We start from the raw sequence: 23,681 nt of genomic DNA on the forward strand, positions 1-23,681 counted from the left end.
GCTCCCGGTTACCGCTTCGACTGAAACGCGCGCGACGGCGCTTAACGCCGCAATCCGGTCACCGATGGCAACCGTCGGATTCTAAATATCTGAGATATTGAAGGAATTTGGTGGAGCCAATCGGAATCGAACCGACGACCTCTTGAATGCCATTCAAGCGCTCTCCCAACTGAGCTATGGCCCCACACTCCGGCGATATGCCGGCCGCCGTCTCCGGCGAAGAGGTTCCGGCGGCCCTTCCGGGCCAACCGTGTGGGCGGCTTCTAAACCCGCCCGGCGGGAAGATCAAGCCCCGTTTTTCGCTTGTTCGCCGCAGATCGACGAAGGCCGGGGCTTTCTTCCGCGAAGTCCCCGCGGATCAGCGGTCGTCGTCGTCGTCGCCGACGCCGATGAAGTCCTTGACGTCGTCGTCGTCCTCATCCTCGTCTTCCTCGAGGAAGGTGTCGTCGTCGTCATCGTCGCCGAGATCGACATCGTCGTCATCGTCGCCGTCGAGATCCGGAATGTCCGTCTTGTCGCTGCCGGAAGCCTCGTCATCGGCGTCCTCAAGCGAAACGACCTCCGGAGCATCCTCTTCGGCGTCCAGCTCCTTCTCCTCAACCTCGTCTTCCTCGTCCACCGAGTTGTCGACGCTGGAATCGAAATAGCTGCGCGGATAGGACTGGCCCGTATAGGGCGATACGATCGGATCCTTGTTGAGATCGTAGAACTTGCGGCCCGTTTCCGGGCAGACGCGTTTTGTTCCGAGTTCCGGTTTAACCACCTTGCTGCCTCATCGTCTTGCGGTCGGCCCAGCCTGCGACGGCTCAATCGCTGCCGGCACCTGAAGCGCACTCTGCCTTTTCGAAAATTTCGGTCCCCTTAACGGCAAGTCGCGCACCTGTCAAAGCATAATAGACCGGCGTCGCAAATCGTTCCGGGAACACTTCTTCTCCCTTGCGCACCTTCTCTTTCAACCCCGACAGCGTCGATCCGTCAACCGGGGGATGACCCGCTATCACCATCATGCTAGAGCCTGCCGCGGAAAACGCGACACCGATACGCCGTTCGGCAGGCAGATTCGCCATCGTCAAGGACCAGACAATGCACAACGCTTCACCGCGCCCGCTCAGCGCCGCAAAATCCGAAGCCCTGACCGGGCGCGCCCGCGTGCCGGGCGACAAGTCGATCTCGCACCGGGCGCTGATGTTCGGCGGGCTCGCCGCCGGCGAGACGCGCATCACCGGCTTGCTGGAGGGCGAGGACGTGCTGCGCACCGGCGAGGCGATGCGGGCGATGGGCGCGCGCATCGAGAAGCAGGGCCAGGAATGGATCGCCGTGGGCACCGGCAACGGGGCGCTGCTGCAGCCGAAGGACGCGCTCGATTTCGGCAATGCCGGCACCGGCGTGCGGCTGACCATGGGGCTTGTCGGCTCCTACGACATGGAAACGCGCTTCGTCGGCGACGCCTCGCTGTCGAAGCGGCCGATGGGCCGGGTGCTCGATCCGCTGCGGGAAATGGGCCTGCAGGTGGTTTCCGCCGAGGCCGGCGACCGCCTGCCGATCACCCTGCGTGGCCCGAAGCACGCCGCGCCCATCTCCTACCGCGTGCCGATGCCGTCCGCGCAGGTGAAATCGGCGGTGCTGCTCGCGGCGCTCAACGTGCCGGGCGTGACCACGGTGATCGAGCCGGTGGCGACGCGCGACCACACGGAGAAGATGCTGGCCGGCTTCGGCGCTTCGCTCGAGGTCGAGACCGATGCGGACGGCGTGCGCCATATCCGCATCGAGGGCCAGCCGAAGCTGACTGGCCAGACCATCGCCGTGCCGGGCGACCCCTCCTCGGCGGCGTTCCCGCTGGTTGCCGCCGTCCTCGTGCCGGGGTCCGACGTGGTGATCGAGAACATGCTGATGAACCCGACGCGCACGGGGCTCGTGACGACGCTCCTTGAAATGGGCGCCGACATCACGATCCTCGAGCGGCGCAACGAAGGCGGCGAGGACGTGGCCGACCTGCGCGTGCGCGGCTCGGAGCTGAAGGGCGTCACCGTGCCGGCGGAACGCGCGCCGTCGATGATCGACGAGTATCCGGTGCTGGCCGTCGCCGCCAGTTTCGCCGAGGGCGAAACCAGGATGCCGGGACTGGAAGAGCTGCGTGTCAAGGAATCCGACCGGCTGTCGGCGGTCGCCGAGGGGCTGAAGGCCAATGGCGTCGATTGCGTCGAGGGCGAGGCGAGCCTGAGCGTCACCGGCCGTCCGGGCGGCCGGGGTCTGGGCGGCGGCACGGTCAGCACGCATCTCGACCACCGCATCGCCATGAGCTTCCTGGTGATGGGGCTGGCCGCCGAAAAGCCGGTGACGATCGACGACCAGGCGATGATCGCGACGAGTTTCCCCGATTTCACCGACCTGATGCGCCGTCTCGGCGCGCGGATCGGCTGAACGGCAGGCATTCAGGCAGGAGGAGAACCGGTATGAGCGCAGAGAAAGTGGCGATGATCGTCGGCGGCGGCAGCGGCATGGGCGCCGGCGCCGCGCGGATCCTGGCGGCGAACGGCTATTCGGTGGCCATCCTGTCGTCGTCCGGCAAGGGCGAGGCCCTGGCGGGCGAACTGGGCGGGCTGGGCTTCACCGGCTCCAACCGCTCGGTCGAGGACCTGACGCGTTTCACGGAAAAGACCATGGAGCGCTACGGCCGCATCGACGTGCTGGTCAACGGCGCCGGCCATGGGCCGAAGGGCGCGGTGCTGGAGATTTCCGATGCCGACTGGCAGCTCGGCATGGAGTTCTACCTGCTCAACGTGGTGCGCGCGACGCGCCTCGTGACGCCGATCATGCAGGCGCAGAAATCCGGCTCCATCGTCAACATCTCGACCTATGCGACCTTCGAGCCGGAGGAAGCGTTCCCCACCTCCGGCGTCTTCCGGGCCGGGCTTGCCGCCTTCACCAAGCTGTTCTGCGACAAATACGCCGCCGACAACATCCGCATGAACAACGTGCTGCCGGGCTTCATCGATTCCCTGCCGGAGAAGGAAGACCGCCGTGCCCGCATCCCGATGGGACGCTACGGCAGCGTCGACGAGGTATCGGAACTGATCCTGTTCCTCGCCGGCGGGAAATCGGGCTACATCACCGGCCAGAACATCCGCATCGACGGCGGCATCACGCGCTCGGTCTAGGCCGGCCATGCGGGATCGTCCAGCCAGCCACGCACAGGAGCCTCAATTGCTGATCGCCATCGACGGACCTGCAGCCTCCGGCAAGGGCACGCTGGCCCGCAGGCTGGCCGCCCATTACGGGCTGCGCCACCTCGACACCGGGCTGACCTATCGCGGCGTGGCCAAGACCCTGCTCGACACCGGCCGGCCGCTCGACGACGAGGCGGTTGCCGAAGAAGCGGCGCGGGCGCTCGATCTCGGCGCGCTCGACCGCGCGGTCCTCTCGGCGCATGGCATCGGCGAGGCGGCGTCGAAGGTCGCGGTGATGCCCTCGGTGCGCCGGGTCCTGGTCGACAAGCAGCGCGCCTTCGCCGCCGCGCCGCCCGGCGCCGTGCTCGACGGGCGCGACATCGGCACGGTGGTCTGTCCCGATGCCGACGTAAAACTCTATGTCATCGCCACCGCCGCGGTGCGCGCCACCCGCCGCTGGCGCGAGATCGAGGCCGCGGGCGGTAGCGCCGACTACGCCGGAATCCTGGCCGATATCGAGCGGCGCGACGCGCGCGACACGGAACGCGCGGCAAGCCCGATGCGGCCCGCCGAAGACGCCCACTTGCTCGATACGAGCGAAATGGATATAGAGACGGCGTTCCGGGCGGCCTCAGCCGTCATCGACGCCAGGCGCGCCGAACGGGACGCGAACTGAAGAACCGCCTGCCTCGCATTCTCATGCGCCGGATCAGCCGCTTCGCGGCTCCAGAGCGATCCGCTCGGATGCATGGCAGGTGAAACGCAACACGAACCACCGGCGCCGCCCCGATCCAGAAGGGGCAATTCAGGAGCATCAATGTCAGAACTCAATCCGTCTCGCGATGATTTCGCGAGCCTTCTCGAAGAATCCTTCTCCGAACGCGACGCCACCGAAGGCGCCGTCGTCAAGGGCGTCGTCACCGCCATCGAAAAGGACATGGCGATCATCGACGTCGGCCTGAAGGTCGAGGGCCGCGTGCCGCTGAAGGAATTCGGCGCGAAGGGCAAGGACTCCGACCTCAAGGTCGGCGACGAAGTCGAAGTCTATGTCGAGCGCATCGAGAACGCGCTGGGCGAGGCCATGCTGTCGCGCGACAAGGCGCGCCGCGAGGAAAGCTGGGTCAAGCTGGAAGTCAAGTTCGCCAATGGCGAGCGCGTCGAGGGCTTCATCTTCAACCAGGTCAAGGGCGGCTTCACCGTCGATCTGGACGGCGCCGTGGCGTTCCTGCCGCGTTCGCAGGTGGACATCCGCCCGATCCGCGACGTCACCCCGCTGATGCACACCCCGCAGCCCTTCGAAATCCTCAAGATGGACAAGCGCCGCGGCAACATCGTCGTGTCCCGCCGCACGGTTCTCGAAGAGAGCCGCGCCGAGCAGCGCTCCGAGATCGTCCAGAACCTCGAAGAGGGTCAGGTGGTCGAAGGCGTGGTCAAGAACATCACCGATTACGGTGCGTTCGTCGACCTCGGCGGCATCGACGGCCTGCTGCACGTCACCGACATGGCATGGCGCCGCGTCAACCATCCGACCGAGATCCTCAACATCGGTCAGACGGTCAAGGTGCAGATCATCCGCATCAACCAGGAAACGCACCGCATCTCGCTGGGCATGAAGCAGCTCGAGGCCGATCCGTGGGACGGCATCGGCGGCAAGTACCCGCTCGGCAAGAAGGTTCTGGGCCGCGTCACCAACATCACCGACTACGGCGCGTTCGTCGAGCTGGAGCCGGGCATCGAGGGCCTGATCCACGTTTCGGAAATGTCCTGGACGAAGAAGAACGTCCATCCGGGCAAGATCCTGTCGACGACGCAGGAAGTCGAAGTGGTGGTGCTCGAGGTGGATCCGGTCAAGCGCCGCATCTCGCTGGGCCTCAAGCAGACGCTGGAAAACCCGTGGGAAGCCTTCGCGCGCACCCATTCGGCGGGCTCCGTCGTCGAGGGCGAGGTCAAGAACAAGACCGAGTTCGGCCTGTTCATCGGCCTGGAAGGCGACGTGGACGGCATGGTCCATCTGTCGGATCTCGACTGGAACCGTCCGGGCGAGCAGGTGATCGAGGAGTATAACCGCGGCGACGTGGTGCAGGCGCAGGTTCTCGACGTCGACGTCGAGAAGGAGCGCATCTCGCTCGGCATCAAGCAGCTCGGCCGCGACGCCATCGGCGAGGCCGCAGCCTCCGGCGATCTGCGCAAGGGCGCCATCGTCACCTGCGAGGTCACCGCCGTCAAGGATGGTGGACTCGAGGTCAAGCTGGTCGATCACGACGTCGATGCCTTCATCAAGCGCAACGACCTGTCGCGCGACCGCGACGAGCAGCGCCCCGAGCGTTTCTCGGTCGGTCAGAAGGTCGATGCCCGCGTCACCATGTTCGACAAGAAGACGCGCAAGATCAGCGTTTCGATCAAGGCGCTGGAAATCGCCGAAGAGAAGGAAGCGGTTGCCCAGTACGGCTCGACCGACTCCGGCGCTTCGCTCGGCGACATTCTCGGTGCCGCGCTGAAGAAGCAGGGCGGCGACGACGAATAAGTCTCAGCGCCCAGGCGTGAAACGAGAAGCCCCGCCGGCCAGTTCATCCTGGCCGGCGGGGCATTTTCTTTGTGTATCTACGGTCGTGCGGGGCCGCTTCCGCCTCACAGGGTGCTGGCGAACTCCTCCAGCAGCTGCGGGAAGGCCTCGACCGGCGGAAAGCGTTCGTAACGATGGCGGGCCGGCGTTTCCACCCAGGGCAGCTTGTCCACCGTCATCGTCTCGATGAAGGGGGTGCTCCAGGGCATGTCGTCGAACATGGTCGGACGCACATTGACGAAATCGTCGATGCCGGTGATCCGGGTGAACATCCACGACATGCACGAGGGGCAGCAATAGTGATCGAGCTGCGGTCCCTTGATGCCGCCCTTGACCGGTTCGCCCTTCGTCACGCGGAACGCGGAGGGCGGGACCATCATCGTCAGGGAAAAGGCGCTGGAGCTCATGCGCTGGCACCCTCTGCAATGGCAGGCGGCCGTCATGATCGGCGGGGCCGAAATCTCGATGCCCACCGCGCCGCAGCGGCAGGCGCCGGAGATCGGAAGTCGGGGTTTTTCCATGGCTTGATCCTCTTTCGATGAAGGGCGGCGGCCCGGTGCGACCGCCCCTGCTTTTTAGAGCGGTCATCGCCCCGCGGGAATACGGTCTCGAGGGGGCGGGAGATTTTCTCCTGAGAAGACGTTATCCTTCGTCTATATTTCGCCTTCGGGTAGAAACGGAACATCCTCATGAAACAGAAAGTCACCGGCATCGGCGGCCTGTTCTTTCGCGGGCGCGACCCGCAGGAACTGGCAAACTGGTATCAGGAGCATCTGGGCGTCGACAGCCTGTTCGACAGCGTGTGGAAACAGGAGGCCGGGCCGACCATCTACGGCCCGTTCTCGCACGACACCGAGTATTTCGGGCGGAAAGAGCAGCAATGGATGGTCAATTTCCGGGTGGGCGACCTCGATGCGATGATCGCCCAGCTCAAGGCCGCCGGCATTGCCGTCGAGACCCGCGCCGAATGGGATTCGGAGGTGGGCCGCTTCGCCCGCATCCATGATCCGGAAGGAAACCCGATCGAGCTGTGGGAGCCGGCGGGGTTCTAGAGCGGTTGCGCGAAGCCTGTCGAACCACGCGGGCAGGATGGCGTGTGCAAAGGGTCAAATGCCCTGCGGCACCCGCCTCCGCTCACCAGTGCGGCGGCTTGGTCACCGGCACGTCAGGCGTGGTCTGCTCTTCCAGGGCGAGGAAGCGGTCCGTCAGGCGGTCGAGCTTGGTCTGGAGCCGCTCCATCTCCCTCCATTGGCGCGTCAGCTCGGCGGAAAGCTCCTCGATGGTCTTTTCCTGCTCGGCGGCCAGCATTTCCAGCTTTGTCAGCCTGTCTTCTTCCATGGCCCCGCAGTCTCCGAATGTTGTGGCGCAGATCGGTCCGGAAATTGACAATCATGCCCGCTTTTGTCGAGAGTGTTTCCTCTGTATCCGTCCGCGGTTGGCATGGAACAACCCGCATGTTAGTTCATTGACCAAACGATAAAAAAACGGGGAAGCGGGCCGCCGATGGCGCAAACGGCAATCGAGCTCAAAGGCATCAGCAAGAGCTTTGGCGCGGTTCACGCAAACCGCAACATCGACCTCAGGATCGAGGCCGGAACGATCCACGGCATCATCGGCGAGAACGGCGCCGGCAAGTCGACGCTGATGTCGATCCTCTACGGTTTCTACCAGGCCGACCGGGGCCGCATCCAGGTGGGCGGCAAGCCCGTCACCATCAACACGCCGAGCGCTGCGATCGCGCTGGGCATCGGCATGGTCCATCAGCATTTCATGCTGGTCGAGAATTTCACCGTCCTGGAGAACGTCATCCTCGGCGCCGAGGGCGAGGCGCTGCTCAACACCTCGATCGCCAAGGCCCGCGCCGAGCTGGAACGGCTTGAGCGCGACTACGGGCTGGAGGTGGATCCCGACGCGGTGATCGAGGACCTGTCCGTCGGCCTGCAGCAGCGCGTCGAGATCCTCAAGGCGCTCTATCGGGGCGCCGAGATCCTCATCCTCGACGAACCGACCGGCGTGCTTACCCCGGCGGAGGCCGACCACCTGTTCCGCATCCTCAGGCAGCTGAAGGACGAGGGGAAGACCATCATCCTCATCACGCACAAGCTGCGCGAGATCATGGCCGTGACGGACAGCGTCTCGGTGATGCGCCAGGGGGCGATGGTGGCCACCCGCGCGACCGCCGGGACGACGGTGGAGGAACTGGCCGAGCTGATGGTCGGCCGCCGTGTCCTGCTGCATGTCGAGAAGGGCGAGGCCAGCCCCGGCGACGTGATCCTGTCCGTGAAGAACCTCACCGTGCGGGATTCGCGCGGTGTGGTCATGGTCGACGATGTCTCGCTCGACGTGCGGGCGGGCGAGATCGTCGGCATTGCCGGCGTGGCGGGCAACGGCCAGTCGCAGCTGCTCGACGCCATCACCGGCGTGCAGAAGGCCGTTTCCGGGACGGTGACGCTGGATGGCGCCCCCGTGGCGCTGACGGGCGAGGCGGACCCCGCCGACCTGCGCGAGCGGGGCATGGCGCATGTGCCCGAGGACCGGCACCATGTGGGCCTCGTGCTGCCCTTCGAGGAGAACGAGAACGCCATGCTGGGCTATCACCGGCAGGCGAAATATCTGAAGGGCCCGTTCCTCGACATCGAGGCGATCCGCAACGACGCGCGCGAGAAGATCGAGAAATACGACATCCGCCCCGCCGACTGCCGGCTGAAGACGGCGAATTTCTCCGGCGGCAACCAGCAGAAGATCGTGCTCGCCCGCGAGATGGAGCAGGACCCGAAGGTGCTGATCGTCGGCCAGCCGACGCGTGGCGTCGATGTCGGCGCCATCGAGTTCATCCACAAACGGCTCATCGACATGCGCGACCAGGGCAAGGCGGTTCTGCTGGTCTCGGTCGAGCTGGACGAGATCCGCTCCCTGTCCGACCGCATCCTCGTCATGTTCGCCGGGCGGATCGTCGGCGAGCGGGGGCCGGACGCGAGCGAGGGCGAGCTTGGCCTGCTGATGGCCGGCGTCGAGGAGAAGGAGGCCGCGGAATGAGATCGGCGGACGATCTGCCCGTGGAAATTCAACAGTTGTACCAGGTATTCGACTGGCGAAACGCTGTTGCGATTCTATCGACGGTTCATTCGTCGGACTTCTCCGAGATACTTGATGTTCTTTCCAGGTTCCGCCTTCGCTATTCGGATGTTTCTCAAGGTGGAGGAAACAAGTCGCAGATCTCGAAGTTTATCGATTCCAACCTTTATGCGTCCGGTTGGAAGGAGGTGTCCTTTGATACAAAGTTCGTTGTCGACGGCACGGAGTATCCCTCACCGACGCACAGCGTCGACTGCTTCAAGGGAAAGATCGCGCTTGAAGTGGAATGGAACAACAAGGATCCGTTCTTCGACAGGGACCTCAACAATTTTCGCTTGCTTTATGATCTCCGCATCGTTGATGTCGGCGTCATCGTAACACGAGCGACGTCGCTTCAAACGACGCTCACTGGGGTTGGCCGAGCCGCGACGACATTCGGCAAGGCTACGACTCACACTGAAAAGCTCTATCCGAAGATAAGAGGTGGAGGCGCCGGTGGGTGCCCTGTGCTAGTCTTTGGAATCAAACCGGAGGCCTATGTCGATGACCGATGACGTTCTTGATACCATCATCGACTTTTCGCAGCATCTACGCGGACGCAAGGTGAAAACCGTGCTGGCCGATCCTCCGTGGCGTTTTACGAATCGAACCGGAAAAGTGGCTCCCGAGCACAAGCGCCTCAGCCGCTACGGGACCATGACCACGGATGAGATTTGCCAACTCCCGGTCGTGGAGGCGCTCGCGCCGACGGCGCATCTCTATCTATGGACGCCCAATGCCCTGTTGCCCGATGCGCTGAAGGTTATGGAAGCGTGGGGTTTCACCTACAAGACGAACATCATCTGGCACAAGATCAGGAAGGATGGCGGCTCGGACGGTCGGGGGGTAGGGTTCTATTTTCGCAACGTTTCGGAATTGATTCTCTTCGGTGTAAGAGGCCCAAACGCGCGCACCTTGGCCGCCGGGCGCAGCCAGGTTAATTACATCGCTTCCAGAAAACGAGAACATTCCCGGAAGCCTGATGAACAGTATGACCTGATCGAGGCATGTTCACCGGGTCCATACCTCGAAATGTTTGCGCGCGGCACGAGGCCCGGCTGGATATACTGGGGAAATCAGGCCAACGACGAATACGCTCCAACCTGGGACACCTATTCATACAACTCTCGGAGTGACCCGGCTCCCGACAGGAAGGAGTCCTCCGTCAAAGAAGCCGCGGAATGAGCGCGCCATACGCCAAGCTGCCGGCCTGGGCCGATTATGGGCTGATCCCGCTGATCAATCTCTGCGTCGCCTTCCTGGTCGCCGGGCTGGTGGTGATGCTGGTCGGCGAGAATCCGTTCCGCGCCGCCGCGATCCTGGTCGAGGGCGCGCTCGGGCGCGGCCAGAACATCGCCTACACGCTCTATTACGCGACCAGCTTCATCTTCACCGGCCTTGCGGTCGCCGTCGCCTTCCATTGCAGCCTGTTCAACATCGGCGGCGAGGGACAGGCCTATGTCGGCGGGCTGGGCGTCGCCGTGGTGTGCCTCGCCTTCGACAGCATCCTGCCCTGGTGGGTGGTGTTCCCGCTCGCCGTGGCGGGCGCGGCGCTGTTCGGTGCCGCCTGGGCGTTCATTCCCGCCTATTTCCAGGCGCGGCGCGGCTCGCACATCGTCATCACGACGATCATGTTCAACTTCATCGCCGCGAGCCTGATGGTCTACCTCTTGGTCAACGTGCTGAAGCCGGCCACCAGCCAGGCCCCTCAGACGCGCACCTTCCTCGAGGGCGGGCAACTGCCGAAGCTGAACTTCGTCCTCGAGGCGCTCGGCTTCTCCGTGCGCTCGGCGCCGTTCAACCTGTCGTTCCTGCTGGCGCTGCTCGCCGCTTTCCTGGTCTGGGTGCTGATCTGGCGGACGCGGCTCGGCTACGAGATCCGCATGCGCGGGTTCAGCCCGAAGGCGGCGCGCTATGCCGGTGTCAGCGACACGAAGATCGTCATCGTCGCCATGCTGATCTCCGGCGCGCTGGCCGGCATGATGGCGCTCAACCCGGTGATGGGAGACCAGAACCGGCTGCAGATCGACTTCGTCACCGGCGCCGGCTTCGTCGGCATCGCCGTGGCGCTGATGGGCCGGTCGCACCCTGCCGGCATCGTGCCGGCGGCGATCCTGTTCGGCATGCTTTACCAGGGCGGCGCGGAACTCGCCTTCGAAATGCCCAACATCTCGCGCGACATGATCGTCATCATCCAGGGGCTGGTCATCCTTTTCGCCGGCGCGCTGGAGCACATGTTCCGGCCGTCGGTGCAGGCGGCCATCGCCACCCTCAGCCCGCGCGCCGTCGGCGCCGAGGCGCGCCAGGGGGAGGGTGGCTGAGATGGATTTCTTCAACACACTGATCCTCCTGCTCGATTCCACCGTGCGGCTTTCCGTGCCGTTGCTGCTGGCGGCGCTGGCGGGCCTCTACTCGGAACGCTCCGGCGTGTTCGACATCGGCCTCGAGGGCAAGATGCTGGCCGGCGCCTTTGCCGCCGGCGCGGCCGCCGCCGTGACCGCCTCGGCCTGGGCCGGACTGGGGGCAGCCATCATGGTCTCCGTCTTCCTGGCGCTGGTGCACGGCTTCGCCTCGATCACCCATCGCGGCAACCAGATCGTCTCCGGCGTCGCCATCAACTTCATCGCCGCCGGCTCGACCATCATCCTCGGCCAGGCCTGGTTCCGGCAGGGCGGCCGCACACCGTCGCTCCCGGCGGACGGCCGTTTCGGCGCCATCGAGCTGCCCTTCGCCGACGCCGTGCGCGATGTGCCGATCCTCGGCCCGATCTATGCGGAGCTCCTGTCCGGCCACTCGCTGCTGGTCTACGCGGCGTTCCTGTTGGTGCCCTTCACCTGGTGGGTGCTGTTCCGCACGCGCTTCGGCCTGCGCCTGCGCGCCGTCGGCGAAAACCCGGCGGCAGTGGACACGGCGGGCATCTCCGTTTCCTGGCTGCGCTACCGCGCGGTGATCTGCACGGGGATCCTGACCGGCATGGCCGGCAGCTATCTGGCGCTGGCGCAGAATGCCGGCTTCGTGAAGGACATGACGGCGGGCCGCGGCTTCATCGCGCTGGCGGCGCTCATCTTCGCCAAGTGGAAGCCGGTGCCGGTGATGTTCGCCTGCCTCCTGTTCGGCTTCCTCGATGCTTTCGCGATCCGCATCCAGGGAACGCCGCTGCCGCTGATCGGCCAGGTGCCGGTGCAGTTCATGCAGGCGCTGCCCTATATCCTGACCGTGGTGCTGCTCGCCGGCTTCATCGGCAAGGCCATTCCCCCGCGCGCCGGCGGCGTGCCCTATGTGAAGGAGCGCTGATGAGCGCCGACCAGCTTTTCGCGGCGGCCAGGGCCGCCATGGCCAGGGCCCATGCCCCCTATTCGCGCTTCCCCGTCGGCGCGGCGGTGAAGACCGAGGCCGGCGCGATCCATGCGGGCTGCAACATCGAGAACGCGTCCTATCCCGAAGGCTGGTGCGCCGAGACGACGGCGCTCGGGCACATGGTCATGGCGGGTGGCGGCCGGGTGACCGAGATCGCCGTCGTGGCGGAGAAGATGGCGAAGATCATGCCCTGCGGCGGCTGCCGTCAGCGCCTCGCGGAATTCGCCGCCGACGATGCGGTGCTGCATCTGTGCGACACGGAGGGCGTGCGGGAAACGATCCCCTTCTCGGCGGTTTTCCCGCGCGGCTTCTCGTTCGAGGATGGCAAATGAGGGAAGCGATCGACCTCCTGACGGAGCGGCTCGAGGGGCTTGCCCCGCGCCTCGGCCTGGTACTCGGCTCCGGCCTCGGCGGGCTGGTGGACGAGGTCGAGGACCCGGTGCGCGTCCCCTACGCGAACTTACCGGGATTCCCCCGGAGCGGCGTCACCGGCCATGCGGGCGAGATCGTTGCCGGAACGCTGGCCGGCACGCCAGTCGTGATGCTGGCGGGGCGCGCGCATTACTACGAGCACGGCGACCCGGCGGCGATGCGCCCTGCGCTCGAAACCTTATGGGGCATCGGCGTGACGACCCTGATCCTGACCAATGCGGCGGGATCGCTGAGAGAGGACATGCCCCCCGGCTCCGTGATGATGCTCGACGACCACATCAATTTTTCGGGCGCCAACCCGCTGATCGGCGAGGCGAGCGACCGCCGCTTCGTCGGCATGAGCGAGGCCTACGACCCGCACCTGCGCGCCGCACTTGCCGCGGCCGCCGGCGAAGCCGGGGTCGAGCTGCACCGGGGCGTCTACATGTGGTTCTCCGGACCGAATTTCGAGACGCCTGCCGAGATCCGCATGGCGCGGGTGCTGGGCGCGGACGCGGTCGGCATGTCGACCGTTCCCGAAGTGATCCTGGCGCGCTATTTCGGCCTCAGGGTCGCCGCCTGCTCGGTCATCACCAATCTCGGCGCCGGCATGAGCGCCGGCGAGCTGTCGCATCAGGAGACCAAGGACATGGCGCCCATCGGCGGCCAGCGCCTCGCCAGGATCCTCCGGCAACTCCTTGCCGGCGGCCTGCCGGAAGGTTGAGGCGCGGGCGATGCTGCCGCAGGAGATCATCCGCAGCAAGCGCGATGGCGGTGTCCTGTCGAAGGCCGACATCGCCGATTTCGCGGCCGGCCTGACCCATGGCACGTGGAGCGAAGGCCAGGTGGCCGCGCTCGCCATGGCGATCTTCCTCAACGGGATGAATGCGGAGGAAGGCGCCGCGCTGACCTTGGCCATGCGCGATTCTGGCAAGGTGCTGGACTGGTCCGGCCTGCCCGGCCCGGTGACCGACAAGCATTCGACGGGCGGGGTGGGCGACAATGTCTCGCTGATGCTGGCGCCCATCGTCGCCGCCTGCGGCGCCTTCGTGCCGATGATTTCCGGACGCGGCCTCGGCCATACGGGCGGGACGCTCGACAAGATGGATTCCATCCCCGGCTACACGAGCCAGCCGGACGACCGGCTGTTCGCGAGAACCGTTCGCGACGTGGGATGCGCCATCATCGGCCAGACCGCGGACCTCGCGCCCGCGGACAAGCGCTTCTATGCGGTGCGCGACGTGACGGGCACCGTCGAATCGATCCCGCTCATCACCGCGTCGATCCTCTCGAAGAAACTCGCCGCTGGCCTCTCCTCGCTGGTGCTCGACGTGAAGTCAGGCAACGGCTCCTTCATGGCCGAGGCGCGCGACGCGCGAAGGCTGGCGGAGAACCTGGTGACGGTGGCCGGCGCCGCCAGCCTGCCGGCGACGGCGCTGCTGACGGGCATGAACGAGCCGCTGGCCTCCGCCGCCGGCAACGCCGTCGAGGTGCGCAACGCGGTCGACTTCCTCACCGGGGCCGGACGCGACAGGCGTCTGGAGGACGTGACGCTGGCGCTGGCGGCGGAGATGCTCGTGGCCGCACGCATCGCCGCGACGGCCAAGGAGGGACTGGCGCGCGCGCGGGAAGCGCTTTCCGGCGGCGCTGCCGCGGAGCGTTTCGGAAAGATGGTGCGGGCGCTCGGCGGTCCCGCCGATTTCGTCGAGAACCCGGAGCGATACCTGCCAGCGGCGGCCATCGTCGTGCCGGCGACTGCGGGGCGCGACGGCTTCGTCGGCCGCATCGAGACGCGGGCGCTCGGCGTGGGGGTGATCGAGCTGGGCGGCGGCCGGTCGAAGCCCGAGGATGCGATCGACCATTCGGTCGGCCTGACCGGATGCCTGCCCGTCGGCGCGGAAGTCCGGCGCGGCGAACCGCTGGCCATGGTGCATGCCCGGACCACGGACGACGCGGAGCGGGCGGTGGCGGCGGTGCGCGCCGCCTACCGGATGACGGACGAGAAGCCGCGCGCGGGAAAGGCGATACTGCGGCGGATCGCCGGGGCCGCGTAACCGCGCATCCGACGCGAACGCCCCGTCGCTCGGCCAATCCCGTTCACCACGCGCCATGGCGAGGCTCTTGATCGGAAGCCGCAGCCCAGACAGCCAACCGCTATTGTTCGAGGATGAGCTCGCCGTTCTCGACCTGATAGCGCGCAAGGCGCTTGAGGAAGCTCATCCCGATCAGCACGCCGTCCAGTGCCTGGTCCTCGAGCACCACCGCATCGACATTCTCCAGGAAGATGCGTCCGATCTGCAATGTCTCGATTGTGGCCGCAGCGGCCTTCGCCTGCCCGTTGGCAGTGTTGACCTTGTACTTGAAATCGCTCGCCGAGAGCCGGACGCCGATGCGATGGGCCGTCGATTTGTTGAGGGCGATATAGGTGGCGCCGGTATCGACCATCGCCCTGATCTCGCGGCCGTTCAGCTTGAAGCGGCCCATGTAATGGCCCCGTCCGTCGGCGGCGATGCTGACCTTCTTGCCGAGCAGGACCGAGGTCTCGCCGTTCATTTCCAGGCGGTTGACCGCCACATGGCGCGGGGGCGCGCTCTTTGCCTCGTCCGGCTTCTCGGCGAGTGTCTCGCGCAGCCAGCTCCGGTAGACATCCGGATTGTTCTGATAGAGCGCCGGCACGGCGGCGGCGGATCCGACCACGGCGCCCAGCATGAGCAGTTTGCGAAACATCGACCCCATCCAGACTGTAAGCAGGGTCAGCCTAGATGCATATGGTCAGCAGAACTCTAACGCCTTCGGAGAACCGCGCTGCTTGGTTAAGCCGCGGTTATTTCGTGCCGTACATGCGGTCGCCCGCATCGCCGAGGCCGGGGACGATGTAGCCCTTCTCGTTGAGGTTCCGGTCGATCGAGGCCGTGAAGACCGGCACGTCCGGATGCGCGGCGCGGAAGCGCTCCAGGCCTTCCGGGGCTGCCAGCAGGCAGAGGAAGCGCAGATTGGTGGCGCCGCGCTCCTTCAGCTTGTCCACCGCGGCGATGGCCGAATTGGCGGTCGCCAGCATCGGGTCGACCACGATCACCAGCCGGTTGGCGAGATCGCTGGGCGCCTTGAAGAAATACTCGACCGCCTGCAGCGTCTCGTGGTCGCGGTACATGCCCACATGGGCGACGCGGGCGGCCGGCACGAGGTCGAGCATGCCGTCGAGCAGGCCGTTGCCGGCGCGCAGGACGGAGGCGAAGACCAGCTTCTTGCCCTCCAGTGTCGGCGCGTCGATCACCTCGAGCGGCGTCTCGATCTTCCGGGTCGTCAGCTCCAGGTCGCGCGTGACCTCGTAGCAGAGCAGCAGGGAGATCTCGCGCAGCAGCCGGCGGAACCCGGCGGTCGAGGTTTCCTTGTCGCGCATGATGGTCAGCTTGTGCTGGACAAGCGGATGATCGACGACGGTGACGCCCTGCATGTGCTGTTCCCTGCTTTCTCGTTCTGATGGACGATCTTAGCCCCTTGGCGCCGGGCGGCATACCGTCAGGCTTCGGGAGCCACAGCTTTGTCGCCCAGGCGGCGCAGCAGCATGGCCCGCGTCGCCTCGTCGAGGAAGGCTGCTTCGAGCGCCGTTCGCGTCAACCCGGCGAGCGCATCGTCGTCGAGGCCGAATGCCTCTGCCGCGACGGCGTATTCATGGGCGAGCGAGGTGTGGAAGTGCGGCGGGTCGTCGGAGTTCAGCGTCACCCGGCATCCGGCCGCCAGCAGTTGCGGCAGGGGATGGCTGGCGAGGTCGGCGAAGACCTTCAGCGTCACGTTCGAGACGGGGCAGACCTCCAGCACGACGCCCTCCTCCGCGAGCCGCCGCACCAGGTCCGGATTCTCGATGGCGCGGACGCCGTGGCCGATGCGCGCCGGGCGGATATGGTCGAGCGCCGCGGCGACGCTTTCCCAGCCGGCGAGCTCTCCGGCATGGACGGTGATGCCGAGGCCGGCCTCGCGCGCGAGGTCGAAGGCGGCCGCATAGTCGCGTGGATGGCCGAACCGCTCCTCGCCCGCCATGCCGAAACCCGTCACGAGCGGATGGCCGCAGCGGACCGCGAAACGCGCGGCCGCTTCCACGGAGGACGCGCCGAAATGGCGGATGCCGGTGACGATCATGCGCCCCTCGATGCCGGTCGCGGCGCGCGCGCGGGCGATCCCCTCGCCGAGCGCATCCGTGTAGGCGTCGGGCGACAGGCCGGCCTTCACCGCGTGGTCGGGCGAGATGAAGATCTCCGAATAGACCGCGCCGTCGCGGGCGAGGCCGGTCAGATAGTCCTCGGCGAGGGCCGCATAATCCTCCTCGCTGCGAAACAGGCCGGCGGCTGCGTCATAGGCGGCAAGGAAGCCGGTGAAGTCGCCCCAGACATAGGCGCCGTCCCTGATGAAGGACGATGGATCGACGCCATATCTGCGTGCCTGCGCGAGCACGAGATCGGGTGACGCCGCGCCCTCGATGTGGCAGTGCAGTTCGGCTTTGGCGACCATTGCGGCTCCGTTCTCGACCGGCCGCCGGCGCGGCTCTTCATCGCATGATTGATCATAGCGCCCCGGCTGCCGATGGGCTATGGTCCCGGCGTTTTTGAAAGGCTTGCAATGTCGGAACAGCGTACCACCGCCGGGGGCGGCATGGAGACCGCCTATGGTTTCCGCCAGGTCGGCGAGGGCGAGAAGCAGGATCTGGTCAACACGGTCTTCCACCGGGTCGCCGAACGCTACGACACGATGAACGACCTGATGTCCGGAGGGCTGCACCGGCTCTGGAAGGATGCCATGGTGGCCTGGCTGGCGCCGTCGAAGCGGCCCGGCTACAGGGCGCTCGACGTGGCCGGCGGGACCGGCGACATCGCCTTCCGCATCGTCGACGCCTCGCGCGGCCATGCCGACGTGACCGTGCTCGACATCAACGGCTCGATGCTCGAGGTGGGCCGGGCGCGCGGCGAGAAACGCGGCATCGCCGACCGGCTGACCTTCGTCGAGGCCAATGCCGAGGAACTGCCCTTCGAGGATAATTCCTTCGACGCCTATACGATCGCCTTCGGCATCCGCAACGTGCCGCGCATCGACACGGCGCTGAGCGAGGCGTTCCGCGTGCTGAAGCCCGGCGGACGCTTTCTCTGCCTGGAGTTCTCCGAGGTGGACATGCCGCTGCTCGACAAGGTCTACGAGGCATGGTCGTTCCACGCCATTCCGCGCATCGGCAAGGCGGTCACCGGCGACGACGAGCCGTACCGCTATCTCGTCGAATCGATCCGCAAGTTTCCGAACCAGGAGAATTTCGCCGCCATGATCACGAGCGCCGGCTTCTCGCGCGCCACCTGGCGCGACTATTCGGGCGGCATCGCCGCGCTGCATTCGGGCTGGAAGATTTGACGGCGCGACCATGAGTGCCATCGGCGCATATTTCCGCCTTGTCCGCGCGGGCTGGATCCTCGTCCGCGAGGGCGTCGTCGCCGCGCTTCCCGGCGACCAGCTCGAAGGCATGCCGCGCTTCGGCTGGCGCATCGCGACCCTGATGTCGCGCCGCCGCTCGACGCGCCGCGCGCGCCCCGAGCGCCTTGCCAAGGCGGTCAACCGGCTCGGCCCGTCCTACGTCAAGCTCGGCCAGTTCCTGGCGACGCGGCCCGATGTGGTCGGGCACGACCTGGCGCGCGATCTGGCGAGCCTGCAGGACCGCATGGACACCTTCCCCGAGGCGCAGGCGCGCGCGGCCATCGAGGGTTCGCTGGGCCTGCCGGTGGAGGCGCTCTACAGTGAATTCGGCGCCCCGGTGGCGGCCGCCTCCATCGCCCAGGTTCACGAGGCGCGCATCGCCGACGAGAACGGGACGCGGCACGTCGCGGTGAAGGTGATCCGCCCCGGCGTCCGGCGGCGTTTCGCCAACGACCTCGAAAGCTATTTCCTGGCCGCCCGGATGCAGGAGCGGTTCATGCCCGCGGCGCGCCGGCTGAAACCGGTGAAGGTCGCCGAGATGCTGGCGCAGGTGACCAAGATCGAGATGGATCTGAGGCTCGAGGCCGCCGCCATTTCCGAGCTGCACGAGAACACCAGGGACGATCCCGGCTTCCGCGTGCCGGAGGTGGACTGGCAGCGCACCGGGCGCGACGTGATGACGCTCGAATGGGTCGACGGCACGAAGATGTCGAATGTCGAGGCCCTGCGCGAAGCCGGGCACGATCTGGAAGCGCTGGCCCGCACGCTGATCCAGTCCTTCCTGCGCCACACGCTGCGCGACGGGTTCTTCCATGCCGACATGCATCCCGGCAATCTGTTCGTCGAGGCGGACGGAACCATCGTCGCCGTCGATTTCGGCATCACGGGCCGCATCGGCAAGAAGGAACGGCATTTCCTGGCGGAGATCCTCTACGGGTTCATCACGCGGGATTTCCGGCGCGTCGCCGAGGTGCATTTCGAAGCCGGCTATGTTCCCGCGCACCATGACGTGGCGGCCTTCGCGCAGGCGCTGCGCGCCATCGGCGAACCGATTCACGGCCAGTCGGCCGAGACGATCTCCATGGCCCGCCTGCTGACGCTGCTGTTCGAGGTGACGGAGCTGTTCGACATGCAGACGCGGCCGGAGCTTCTGCTGCTGCAGAAGACCATGGTCGTGGTCGAGGGCGTCGCGCGCACGCTCGACCCGCATTTCAACATGTGGAAATCGGCCGAGCCGGTGGTGTCCGACTGGATCGCCGCCAATCTCGGCCCGCGCGGCATGCTGAACGACGCGCGCGACGGCATCACCGCCATTGCGGCCTTCGTCCGCCAGGCGCCGGAGCTGGCGGCGCGGACGGAGCGCCTGTCGCGCGAGATCGACGGCATGGCCGAGCGCGGCCTGCGCTTCGACCCGGAGACGGCCGAGGCTATCGGCCGCGCCGAGGCGCGCCATACGCGCAGCGGCCGGCTCGCGCTGTGGACGATCGCGGTTCTGCTCGCCGTGATCGCCTGGCAGGTCTCCTGACGGGCGTCGCGAGGCGCCGCCGCCGGCCTGGACCAAGCCACCCGGCGCCAGCGCTTCTTTTCAAGAACGGCGAATTCGTCCATACCGGTGCGGAACCCGCCCCGAAACCGGCGTGAGAGAACTTGGTGCCATGCCTGACGAAACGCTTGGGACAAAGCGCATCCTGCTGATCATCGGCGGCGGGATCGCGGCGTATAAATGCCTCGACCTGATCCGCCGCCTGCGCGAGCGCGGCGCCGCGGTTCGCTGCGTGATGACCCAGGCCGCGCAGGAATTCGTGACGCCGCTTTCGGTCGGTGCGCTGTCGGCGGACCATGTCTTCACCGATCTCTTCGACCGGCAGGACGAGCAGGATGTCGGCCATATCCGCCTGTCGCGGGAGGCGGACCTGATCGTCGTCGCGCCGGCAACGGCCGACCTGATGGCGAAGCTCGCCGGCGGCCTTGCCAACGATCTGGCCTCCGCGGTCCTTCTGGCGACCGACAAGCCGGTGCTGATGGCCCCGGCGATGAACCCGCGCATGTGGCAGCACCCCGCCACAAGCCGCAATCTGGCGACGCTGAAGGGCGATGGTGTCGCTTTCGTCGGACCGAACAGCGGCGAGATGGCCGAGAGCGGGGAGGCCGGCCCCGGCCGCATGGCCGAACCGCTGGAGATCGTCGCGGCAATCGAGGCCATGCTGGGCAAGCGGTCCGGTCAGCTTGCCGGGCGCAGGATCATCGTCACCTCCGGCCCCACCCACGAGCCGATCGACCCGGTGCGCTATATCGCCAACCGGTCGTCTGGCCGGCAGGGCCACGCGCTGGCCGGCGCGCTGGCGCGGCTGGGCGCGGAAGTCCATCTGGTCTCCGGCCCGGTCTCGATCGCCGATCCGGCAGGCGTCTCCGTCACGCATGTGGAGAGCGCCCGCCAGATGCGCGATGCCGTCGAGGGGTTGCTGCCCGCCGATGCGGGCATCTTCGTCGCCGCCGTCGCCGACTGGCGGCCGGAAACGGAAACCGGCGAGAAGATCAAGAAGAAGAAGGGCGAGGCGGCACCCGCCCTGCAGCTTACCGAGAACCCGGACATCCTCGCCGGCGTCGGGCACCACGGGAAGCGGCCGGCGCTGGTGGTCGGCTTCGCCGCGGAAACGCAGGACCTGCTCGACAACGCCCGCGCCAAGCTCGACCGCAAGGGTGCCGACATGATCGTCGCCAACGACGTCTCGCATGACAGCGGCGTCGGCCCCGGCGGCGTGATGGGCGGCGCGCGCAACCGCGTCGTCATCGTCGGCCGGGACGGGCACGAGGCCTGGCCCGAGATGAGCAAGGACGAGGTGGCGTCGCGGCTTGCCGCGCTGATCGCCGAAACGCTGGAAAAGAAAACCGCCCGATGACCCTGACGCCCGTGCTGGAAACCGAGCGGCTGGTGCTGCGCGCCCACCGCATCGAGGACCTCGACGCCTTCGCCGAGATGTGGACCCATCCCGAGGTCGCGCGCTTCACCTCCGGCCAGCCGCTGAGCCGCGAGGACGCCTGGCGCCGTCTCGTCGGCCACCGGGGCATGTGGAGCCTGATGGGCTTCGGCTATTTCGCCATCGAGGAGAAGGCCAGCGGCGCGTTCGTCGGCAGCGCCGGCGTGCAGGAGTGCCGCCGCGCCATCACGCCCTCGCTCGAAGGAACGATGGAGGCGGGCTGGATTCTGGCGCCGCAGGCACATGGCAAGGGCTACGCCCGCGAGGCGATGGAGGCCGTGCTCGCCTGGTGCGGCGAGGCGCATCCCGGCCGGGCCGTCACCTGCATCATCAACGAGGAGAACACGCCGTCGCAGAAGCTCGCCACACGCCTCGGCTTCCGCGAGCGGGCGCAGACCCACTACAAGGATCGGCCGACCACGGTCTACGCCTATGGCGATGGCGCCTGACCTTCGTGGAATTGTGTAGGAACGGGGAGAGGGAGTGTCCGGATGGACGCCTGCCACTCCAGTTCCTGCCGGTTGTTTCAAAATAGTGAACACCGCGTCACCGCCGGTGCCGATGCGCCGGGGCAGGGGAAGGCCTATGTTTGCCGCAAGCAACCGATGGAGGTTCCCATGTCCATACGACCCGTAAAGCAGATCTCCCAGGCGCAGCCGACGCTGGAAGGCGCCGGCGTACGGCTCGACCGTGCGTTCGGCTTCGGCGATCCGAAGCTCGCCGATCCGTTCCTGCTGTTCGACGACTTCCGCAACGACCGGCCGGAAGACTACCGGGCCGGCTTTCCGTGGCATCCGCATCGCGGCATAGAGACGATCACCTATGTGCTGGCCGGCTCGGTCGATCACGCGGACAGTCTCGGCAATGCCGGATCGCTCGGCGCCGGCGACGTGCAGTGGATGACCGCGGGCAGCGGCATCCTGCATCAGGAAATGCCGCAGGGCGACCAGAAGGGCCGCATGCACGGCTTCCAGCTCTGGGCCAACCTGCCGGCGAGCCAGAAGATGACGCCGCCGCGCTACCAGGACATCAAGTCGGGGGAGATCCCCGAGATCGTCGATGACGACGGCACCCGCGTGCGCGTCGTGATGGGCGAATTCTGGGGCAAGCGCGGCCCGGTCGACGGCATCGCCGCCGATCCGCAATATCTCGACATCTGGGTGCCGCCCGGCAAGCGCAAGGTGCTGCCCGTCGACACCTATCGCAGCGCCTTCGCCTATATCTTCGAGGGATCGGGCACGTTCCGCGACGCCTCGAAACCGTTCGGCGTCCTGCTGGAGAAGGAGCTGGACGGGCAGGAGATCCACCTGCGCGACCTCTCCGGCGACCGCACGCTGGTGGTGTTCGACACGGGCGACGAGGTGGTCGTGCAGGCCGGCGAGCGGGGTATACGCTTCCTGCTGGTTTCCGGCAGGCCGATCCAGGAGCCGGTCGCCTGGCACGGGCCGATCGTGATGAACACGCGCGAGGAGCTGATGCAGGCCTTCTCGGAGCTGAACGCCGGGACGTTCATCCGCGAGCGCGCCACGACATAAGCCGCAATACCGCAGGGCGCTGTTCAATCGATCGCGGAACCGTTTCCGATCACGCGGTCGAGCTGTTCGAGCACCAGCGGCCAGGCGCGCTGATGGTTTCCGGCGGCGGCCTCGTCGGCGAAGCCCGCATGCGTGAGGCTGAGATGCGTGCCCTTGCCGCGCGGCGTCAGCTCGACCGTGACGACCGTTTCCGCACCGCCCGTGCCCTCCGCACCGGTCACCCAGGTGAGTTCGACGAGGCGGCCGGGACTGAGCCGCAGGAACCGGCCATAATGCGGATATCGCGTCGCGGGCTTTCCCTCCTCCATGTCGATCACGGTCTCGAAGAAGAACGGCATGCCGACCCGCGCCTGCATCACGACCGAGCCCGGCGCGGCGAACCAGCGGTCGAGCTGTTCCGTCCAGGCGCGATAGAGCGCCTCCGGCGGCGCTCTCATGACCCGCGAAACCGCAAGGCGATGGGGACGCCGCGAAAGCTCCGGCGGCGCGGCGCGGATGACCGGATGATCATTCACCGGTCGTTCCTCCGGAATCCCTGCCGTAGCGCTGCGAATAGTCGGCTTCGAGGCGTTCGATCCGGCTCCAGAAGGGCGGCGTTTCCGCGCCTTCGAGCAGTGCGGCGAGCACGTCCAGATGCGCGTGCCAGCCGCCCGAGACATTGGCCATCTCGGCGCGGCCGGCAAGCCGCCTGTGGGTGATCACCAGCAGCACGTTCTTGCCTTCGGGGAACAGCTCGAAGACCACTTCGCTGTCCACCCCGTCGCCGGGCCAGGTCATCCCGAGCACGCGCGGCGGATCGAACGCGGTGATGCGGCCGTGGGCGTGAAAACCGTCGGCAATGTCCCTGAAGCGCTCCGGCACCGGCTCGTCGGTGAAGTCGGAATGGCGGAAGAACAGTTCCGCCCGGCCGCCAAGCCTCGGTTCCATCTCTCCGCCCGCGAGCCACTGCCGGCGCTTGCCGGCCTCGGTCAGATAGGCCCAGAGCCGTTCGGCGGAACCGGGCAGAAGGCGCTCGAAGCGCACCGTGTCGGGCGCTGCGACAACGCCGTAGTCGTCTCGATCGCTTGTGTTCATCTGTTCCTCCCAGACGGTTCGATCGCCACAA

The 23,681-nt window shown here is 66.7% G+C and carries 27 protein-coding genes and 1 tRNA gene; 18 read left to right on the top strand and 10 right to left on the bottom strand.

The features are described from left to right. Positions 1-108 precede the first annotated feature (108 nt). The 3 genes from NA2_RS08695 to NA2_RS21915 form a co-directional block, all read right to left on the bottom strand. Positions 109-184, bottom strand: a tRNA-Ala gene (locus NA2_RS08695). A gap of 174 nt (positions 185-358) precedes the next feature. Further along, entirely contained in the window at positions 359-763 is a 405-nt protein-coding gene (locus tag NA2_RS08700; RefSeq protein WP_008596250.1) for a TIGR02300 family protein, read from the bottom strand. A 43-nt stretch (positions 764-806) separates the two neighbouring features. After that, positions 807-1,067, bottom strand: a complete 261-nt coding sequence (locus NA2_RS21915) for a hypothetical protein (RefSeq protein WP_157188174.1) — start codon at positions 1,065-1,067, stop codon at positions 807-809. Between the two features lie 16 nt (positions 1,068-1,083). Here NA2_RS21915 and aroA point away from each other — a divergent pair, with 16 nt between their 5' ends. The 4 genes from aroA to rpsA all read left to right on the top strand — a co-directional run bounded on the left by aroA (position 1,084) and on the right by rpsA (position 5,691). Then, entirely contained in the window at positions 1,084-2,421 is a 1,338-nt protein-coding gene (gene aroA / locus NA2_RS08705) for a 3-phosphoshikimate 1-carboxyvinyltransferase (RefSeq protein WP_008596251.1), read from the top strand. Between the two features lie 32 nt (positions 2,422-2,453). After that, positions 2,454-3,158 (top strand): SDR family oxidoreductase, encoded by a 705-nt coding sequence (locus NA2_RS08710; protein WP_008596252.1) that lies wholly within the window; start codon positions 2,454-2,456, stop codon positions 3,156-3,158. Between the two features lie 7 nt (positions 3,159-3,165). Beyond that, positions 3,166-3,843 (top strand): (d)CMP kinase, encoded by a 678-nt coding sequence (gene cmk / locus NA2_RS08715; RefSeq protein WP_051011610.1) that lies wholly within the window; start codon positions 3,166-3,168, stop codon positions 3,841-3,843. A 141-nt stretch (positions 3,844-3,984) separates the two neighbouring features. After that, positions 3,985-5,691, top strand: a complete 1,707-nt coding sequence (gene rpsA / locus NA2_RS08720) for a 30S ribosomal protein S1 (protein WP_008596254.1) — start codon at positions 3,985-3,987, stop codon at positions 5,689-5,691. Between the two features lie 104 nt (positions 5,692-5,795). Here rpsA and NA2_RS08725 read toward each other — a convergent pair whose 3' ends face one another. Beyond that, positions 5,796-6,251 (bottom strand): GFA family protein, encoded by a 456-nt coding sequence (locus tag NA2_RS08725; RefSeq protein WP_040677286.1) that lies wholly within the window; start codon positions 6,249-6,251, stop codon positions 5,796-5,798. Between the two features lie 168 nt (positions 6,252-6,419). Between NA2_RS08725 and NA2_RS08730 the strand changes: the two genes are divergently transcribed. Continuing rightward, positions 6,420-6,782: a VOC family protein gene (locus NA2_RS08730; RefSeq protein ID WP_008596256.1), complete on the top strand. Its 363-nt coding sequence runs from the start codon at positions 6,420-6,422 to the stop codon at positions 6,780-6,782. A gap of 82 nt (positions 6,783-6,864) precedes the next feature. Here NA2_RS08730 and NA2_RS08735 read toward each other — a convergent pair whose 3' ends face one another. Further along, positions 6,865-7,068: a SlyX family protein gene (locus NA2_RS08735; RefSeq protein WP_008596258.1), complete on the bottom strand. Its 204-nt coding sequence runs from the start codon at positions 7,066-7,068 to the stop codon at positions 6,865-6,867. 165 nt (positions 7,069-7,233) lie between these two features. Between NA2_RS08735 and NA2_RS08740 the strand changes: the two genes are divergently transcribed. The 8 genes from NA2_RS08740 to deoA are packed head-to-tail and all read left to right on the top strand — an operon-like array spanning position 7,234 to position 14,666. Then, entirely contained in the window at positions 7,234-8,766 is a 1,533-nt protein-coding gene (locus NA2_RS08740; protein ID WP_008596260.1) for an ABC transporter ATP-binding protein, read from the top strand. Continuing rightward, entirely contained in the window at positions 8,763-9,359 is a 597-nt protein-coding gene (locus NA2_RS08745; RefSeq protein ID WP_008596261.1) for a BglII/BstYI family type II restriction endonuclease, read from the top strand. The genes NA2_RS08740 and NA2_RS08745 overlap by 4 nt, the downstream gene beginning before the upstream one ends. Next, on the top strand, positions 9,349-10,029 hold the full coding sequence (locus NA2_RS08750) for an MT-A70 family methyltransferase (RefSeq protein ID WP_008596263.1): 681 nt from the start codon (positions 9,349-9,351) through the stop codon (positions 10,027-10,029). The genes NA2_RS08745 and NA2_RS08750 overlap by 11 nt, the downstream gene beginning before the upstream one ends. After that, positions 10,026-11,165, top strand: a complete 1,140-nt coding sequence (locus NA2_RS08755; protein WP_008596264.1) for an ABC transporter permease — start codon at positions 10,026-10,028, stop codon at positions 11,163-11,165. Before NA2_RS08750 ends, NA2_RS08755 begins: the two co-directional genes overlap by 4 nt. A 1-nt stretch (position 11,166) precedes the next feature. Continuing rightward, positions 11,167-12,138, top strand: a complete 972-nt coding sequence (locus tag NA2_RS08760) for an ABC transporter permease (protein ID WP_008596265.1) — start codon at positions 11,167-11,169, stop codon at positions 12,136-12,138. Further along, positions 12,138-12,533 carry a cytidine deaminase gene (locus NA2_RS08765; RefSeq protein WP_008596266.1) on the top strand — a complete coding sequence of 132 codons (396 nt, stop codon included), beginning with the start codon at positions 12,138-12,140 and terminating at the stop codon, positions 12,531-12,533. The genes NA2_RS08760 and NA2_RS08765 overlap by 1 nt, the downstream gene beginning before the upstream one ends. Continuing rightward, positions 12,530-13,336, top strand: coding sequence for a purine-nucleoside phosphorylase (locus NA2_RS08770; RefSeq protein WP_008596267.1), 807 nt, complete (start codon positions 12,530-12,532; stop codon positions 13,334-13,336). Before NA2_RS08765 ends, NA2_RS08770 begins: the two co-directional genes overlap by 4 nt. A gap of 10 nt (positions 13,337-13,346) precedes the next feature. Further along, positions 13,347-14,666 carry a thymidine phosphorylase gene (gene deoA, locus NA2_RS08775; RefSeq protein WP_040677352.1) on the top strand — a complete coding sequence of 440 codons (1,320 nt, stop codon included), beginning with the start codon at positions 13,347-13,349 and terminating at the stop codon, positions 14,664-14,666. Between the two features lie 100 nt (positions 14,667-14,766). Here the strand turns inward: deoA and NA2_RS08780 are convergent, their stop codons facing one another. The 3 genes from NA2_RS08780 to NA2_RS08790 form a co-directional block, all read right to left on the bottom strand. Next, on the bottom strand, positions 14,767-15,339 hold the full coding sequence (locus NA2_RS08780) for a TIGR02281 family clan AA aspartic protease (protein WP_008596269.1): 573 nt from the start codon (positions 15,337-15,339) through the stop codon (positions 14,767-14,769). Positions 15,340-15,436: 97 nt separating this feature from the next. Then, a complete protein-coding gene (gene upp, locus NA2_RS08785; protein WP_008596270.1) occupies positions 15,437-16,066 on the bottom strand; it encodes a uracil phosphoribosyltransferase in 630 nt (209 codons plus the stop codon). Between the two features lie 65 nt (positions 16,067-16,131). Further along, the gene (locus tag NA2_RS08790; protein WP_008596272.1) at positions 16,132-17,118 is read right to left on the bottom strand and encodes an adenosine deaminase; all 987 of its coding nucleotides are present in this window, start codon (positions 17,116-17,118) and stop codon (positions 16,132-16,134) included. A 108-nt stretch (positions 17,119-17,226) separates the two neighbouring features. Between NA2_RS08790 and ubiE the strand changes: the two genes are divergently transcribed. The 5 genes from ubiE (at position 17,227) to NA2_RS08815 (ending at position 22,576) form a co-directional block, all read left to right on the top strand. Next, positions 17,227-18,003 carry a bifunctional demethylmenaquinone methyltransferase/2-methoxy-6-polyprenyl-1,4-benzoquinol methylase UbiE gene (ubiE, locus tag NA2_RS08795; protein ID WP_008596273.1) on the top strand — a complete coding sequence of 259 codons (777 nt, stop codon included), beginning with the start codon at positions 17,227-17,229 and terminating at the stop codon, positions 18,001-18,003. Positions 18,004-18,013: 10 nt separating this feature from the next. Beyond that, positions 18,014-19,588 (top strand): 2-polyprenylphenol 6-hydroxylase, encoded by a 1,575-nt coding sequence (gene ubiB / locus NA2_RS08800; protein ID WP_008596274.1) that lies wholly within the window; start codon positions 18,014-18,016, stop codon positions 19,586-19,588. Positions 19,589-19,718: 130 nt separating this feature from the next. Next, positions 19,719-20,963, top strand: a complete 1,245-nt coding sequence (gene coaBC / locus NA2_RS08805) for a bifunctional phosphopantothenoylcysteine decarboxylase/phosphopantothenate--cysteine ligase CoaBC (protein ID WP_008596276.1) — start codon at positions 19,719-19,721, stop codon at positions 20,961-20,963. Beyond that, a complete protein-coding gene (locus NA2_RS08810; protein WP_008596278.1) occupies positions 20,960-21,490 on the top strand; it encodes a GNAT family N-acetyltransferase in 531 nt (176 codons plus the stop codon). Before coaBC ends, NA2_RS08810 begins: the two co-directional genes overlap by 4 nt. Before the next feature lie 168 nt (positions 21,491-21,658). After that, entirely contained in the window at positions 21,659-22,576 is a 918-nt protein-coding gene (locus NA2_RS08815; RefSeq protein ID WP_008596279.1) for a pirin family protein, read from the top strand. Positions 22,577-22,599: 23 nt separating this feature from the next. On the opposite strand, the gene NA2_RS08820 is transcribed toward NA2_RS08815, so the two are convergent. Together NA2_RS08820 and NA2_RS08825 are read right to left on the bottom strand one after the other, a co-directional pair. Beyond that, positions 22,600-23,091: an SRPBCC family protein gene (locus NA2_RS08820; protein ID WP_008596280.1), complete on the bottom strand. Its 492-nt coding sequence runs from the start codon at positions 23,089-23,091 to the stop codon at positions 22,600-22,602. Then, entirely contained in the window at positions 23,084-23,650 is a 567-nt protein-coding gene (locus tag NA2_RS08825; RefSeq protein ID WP_008596282.1) for an SRPBCC family protein, read from the bottom strand. The genes NA2_RS08820 and NA2_RS08825 overlap by 8 nt, the downstream gene beginning before the upstream one ends. Positions 23,651-23,681 lie beyond the last annotated feature (31 nt).

The organism is Nitratireductor pacificus pht-3B, assembly GCF_000300335.1.
Taxonomy (GTDB): Bacteria; Pseudomonadota; Alphaproteobacteria; order Rhizobiales; family Rhizobiaceae; genus Nitratireductor; species Nitratireductor pacificus.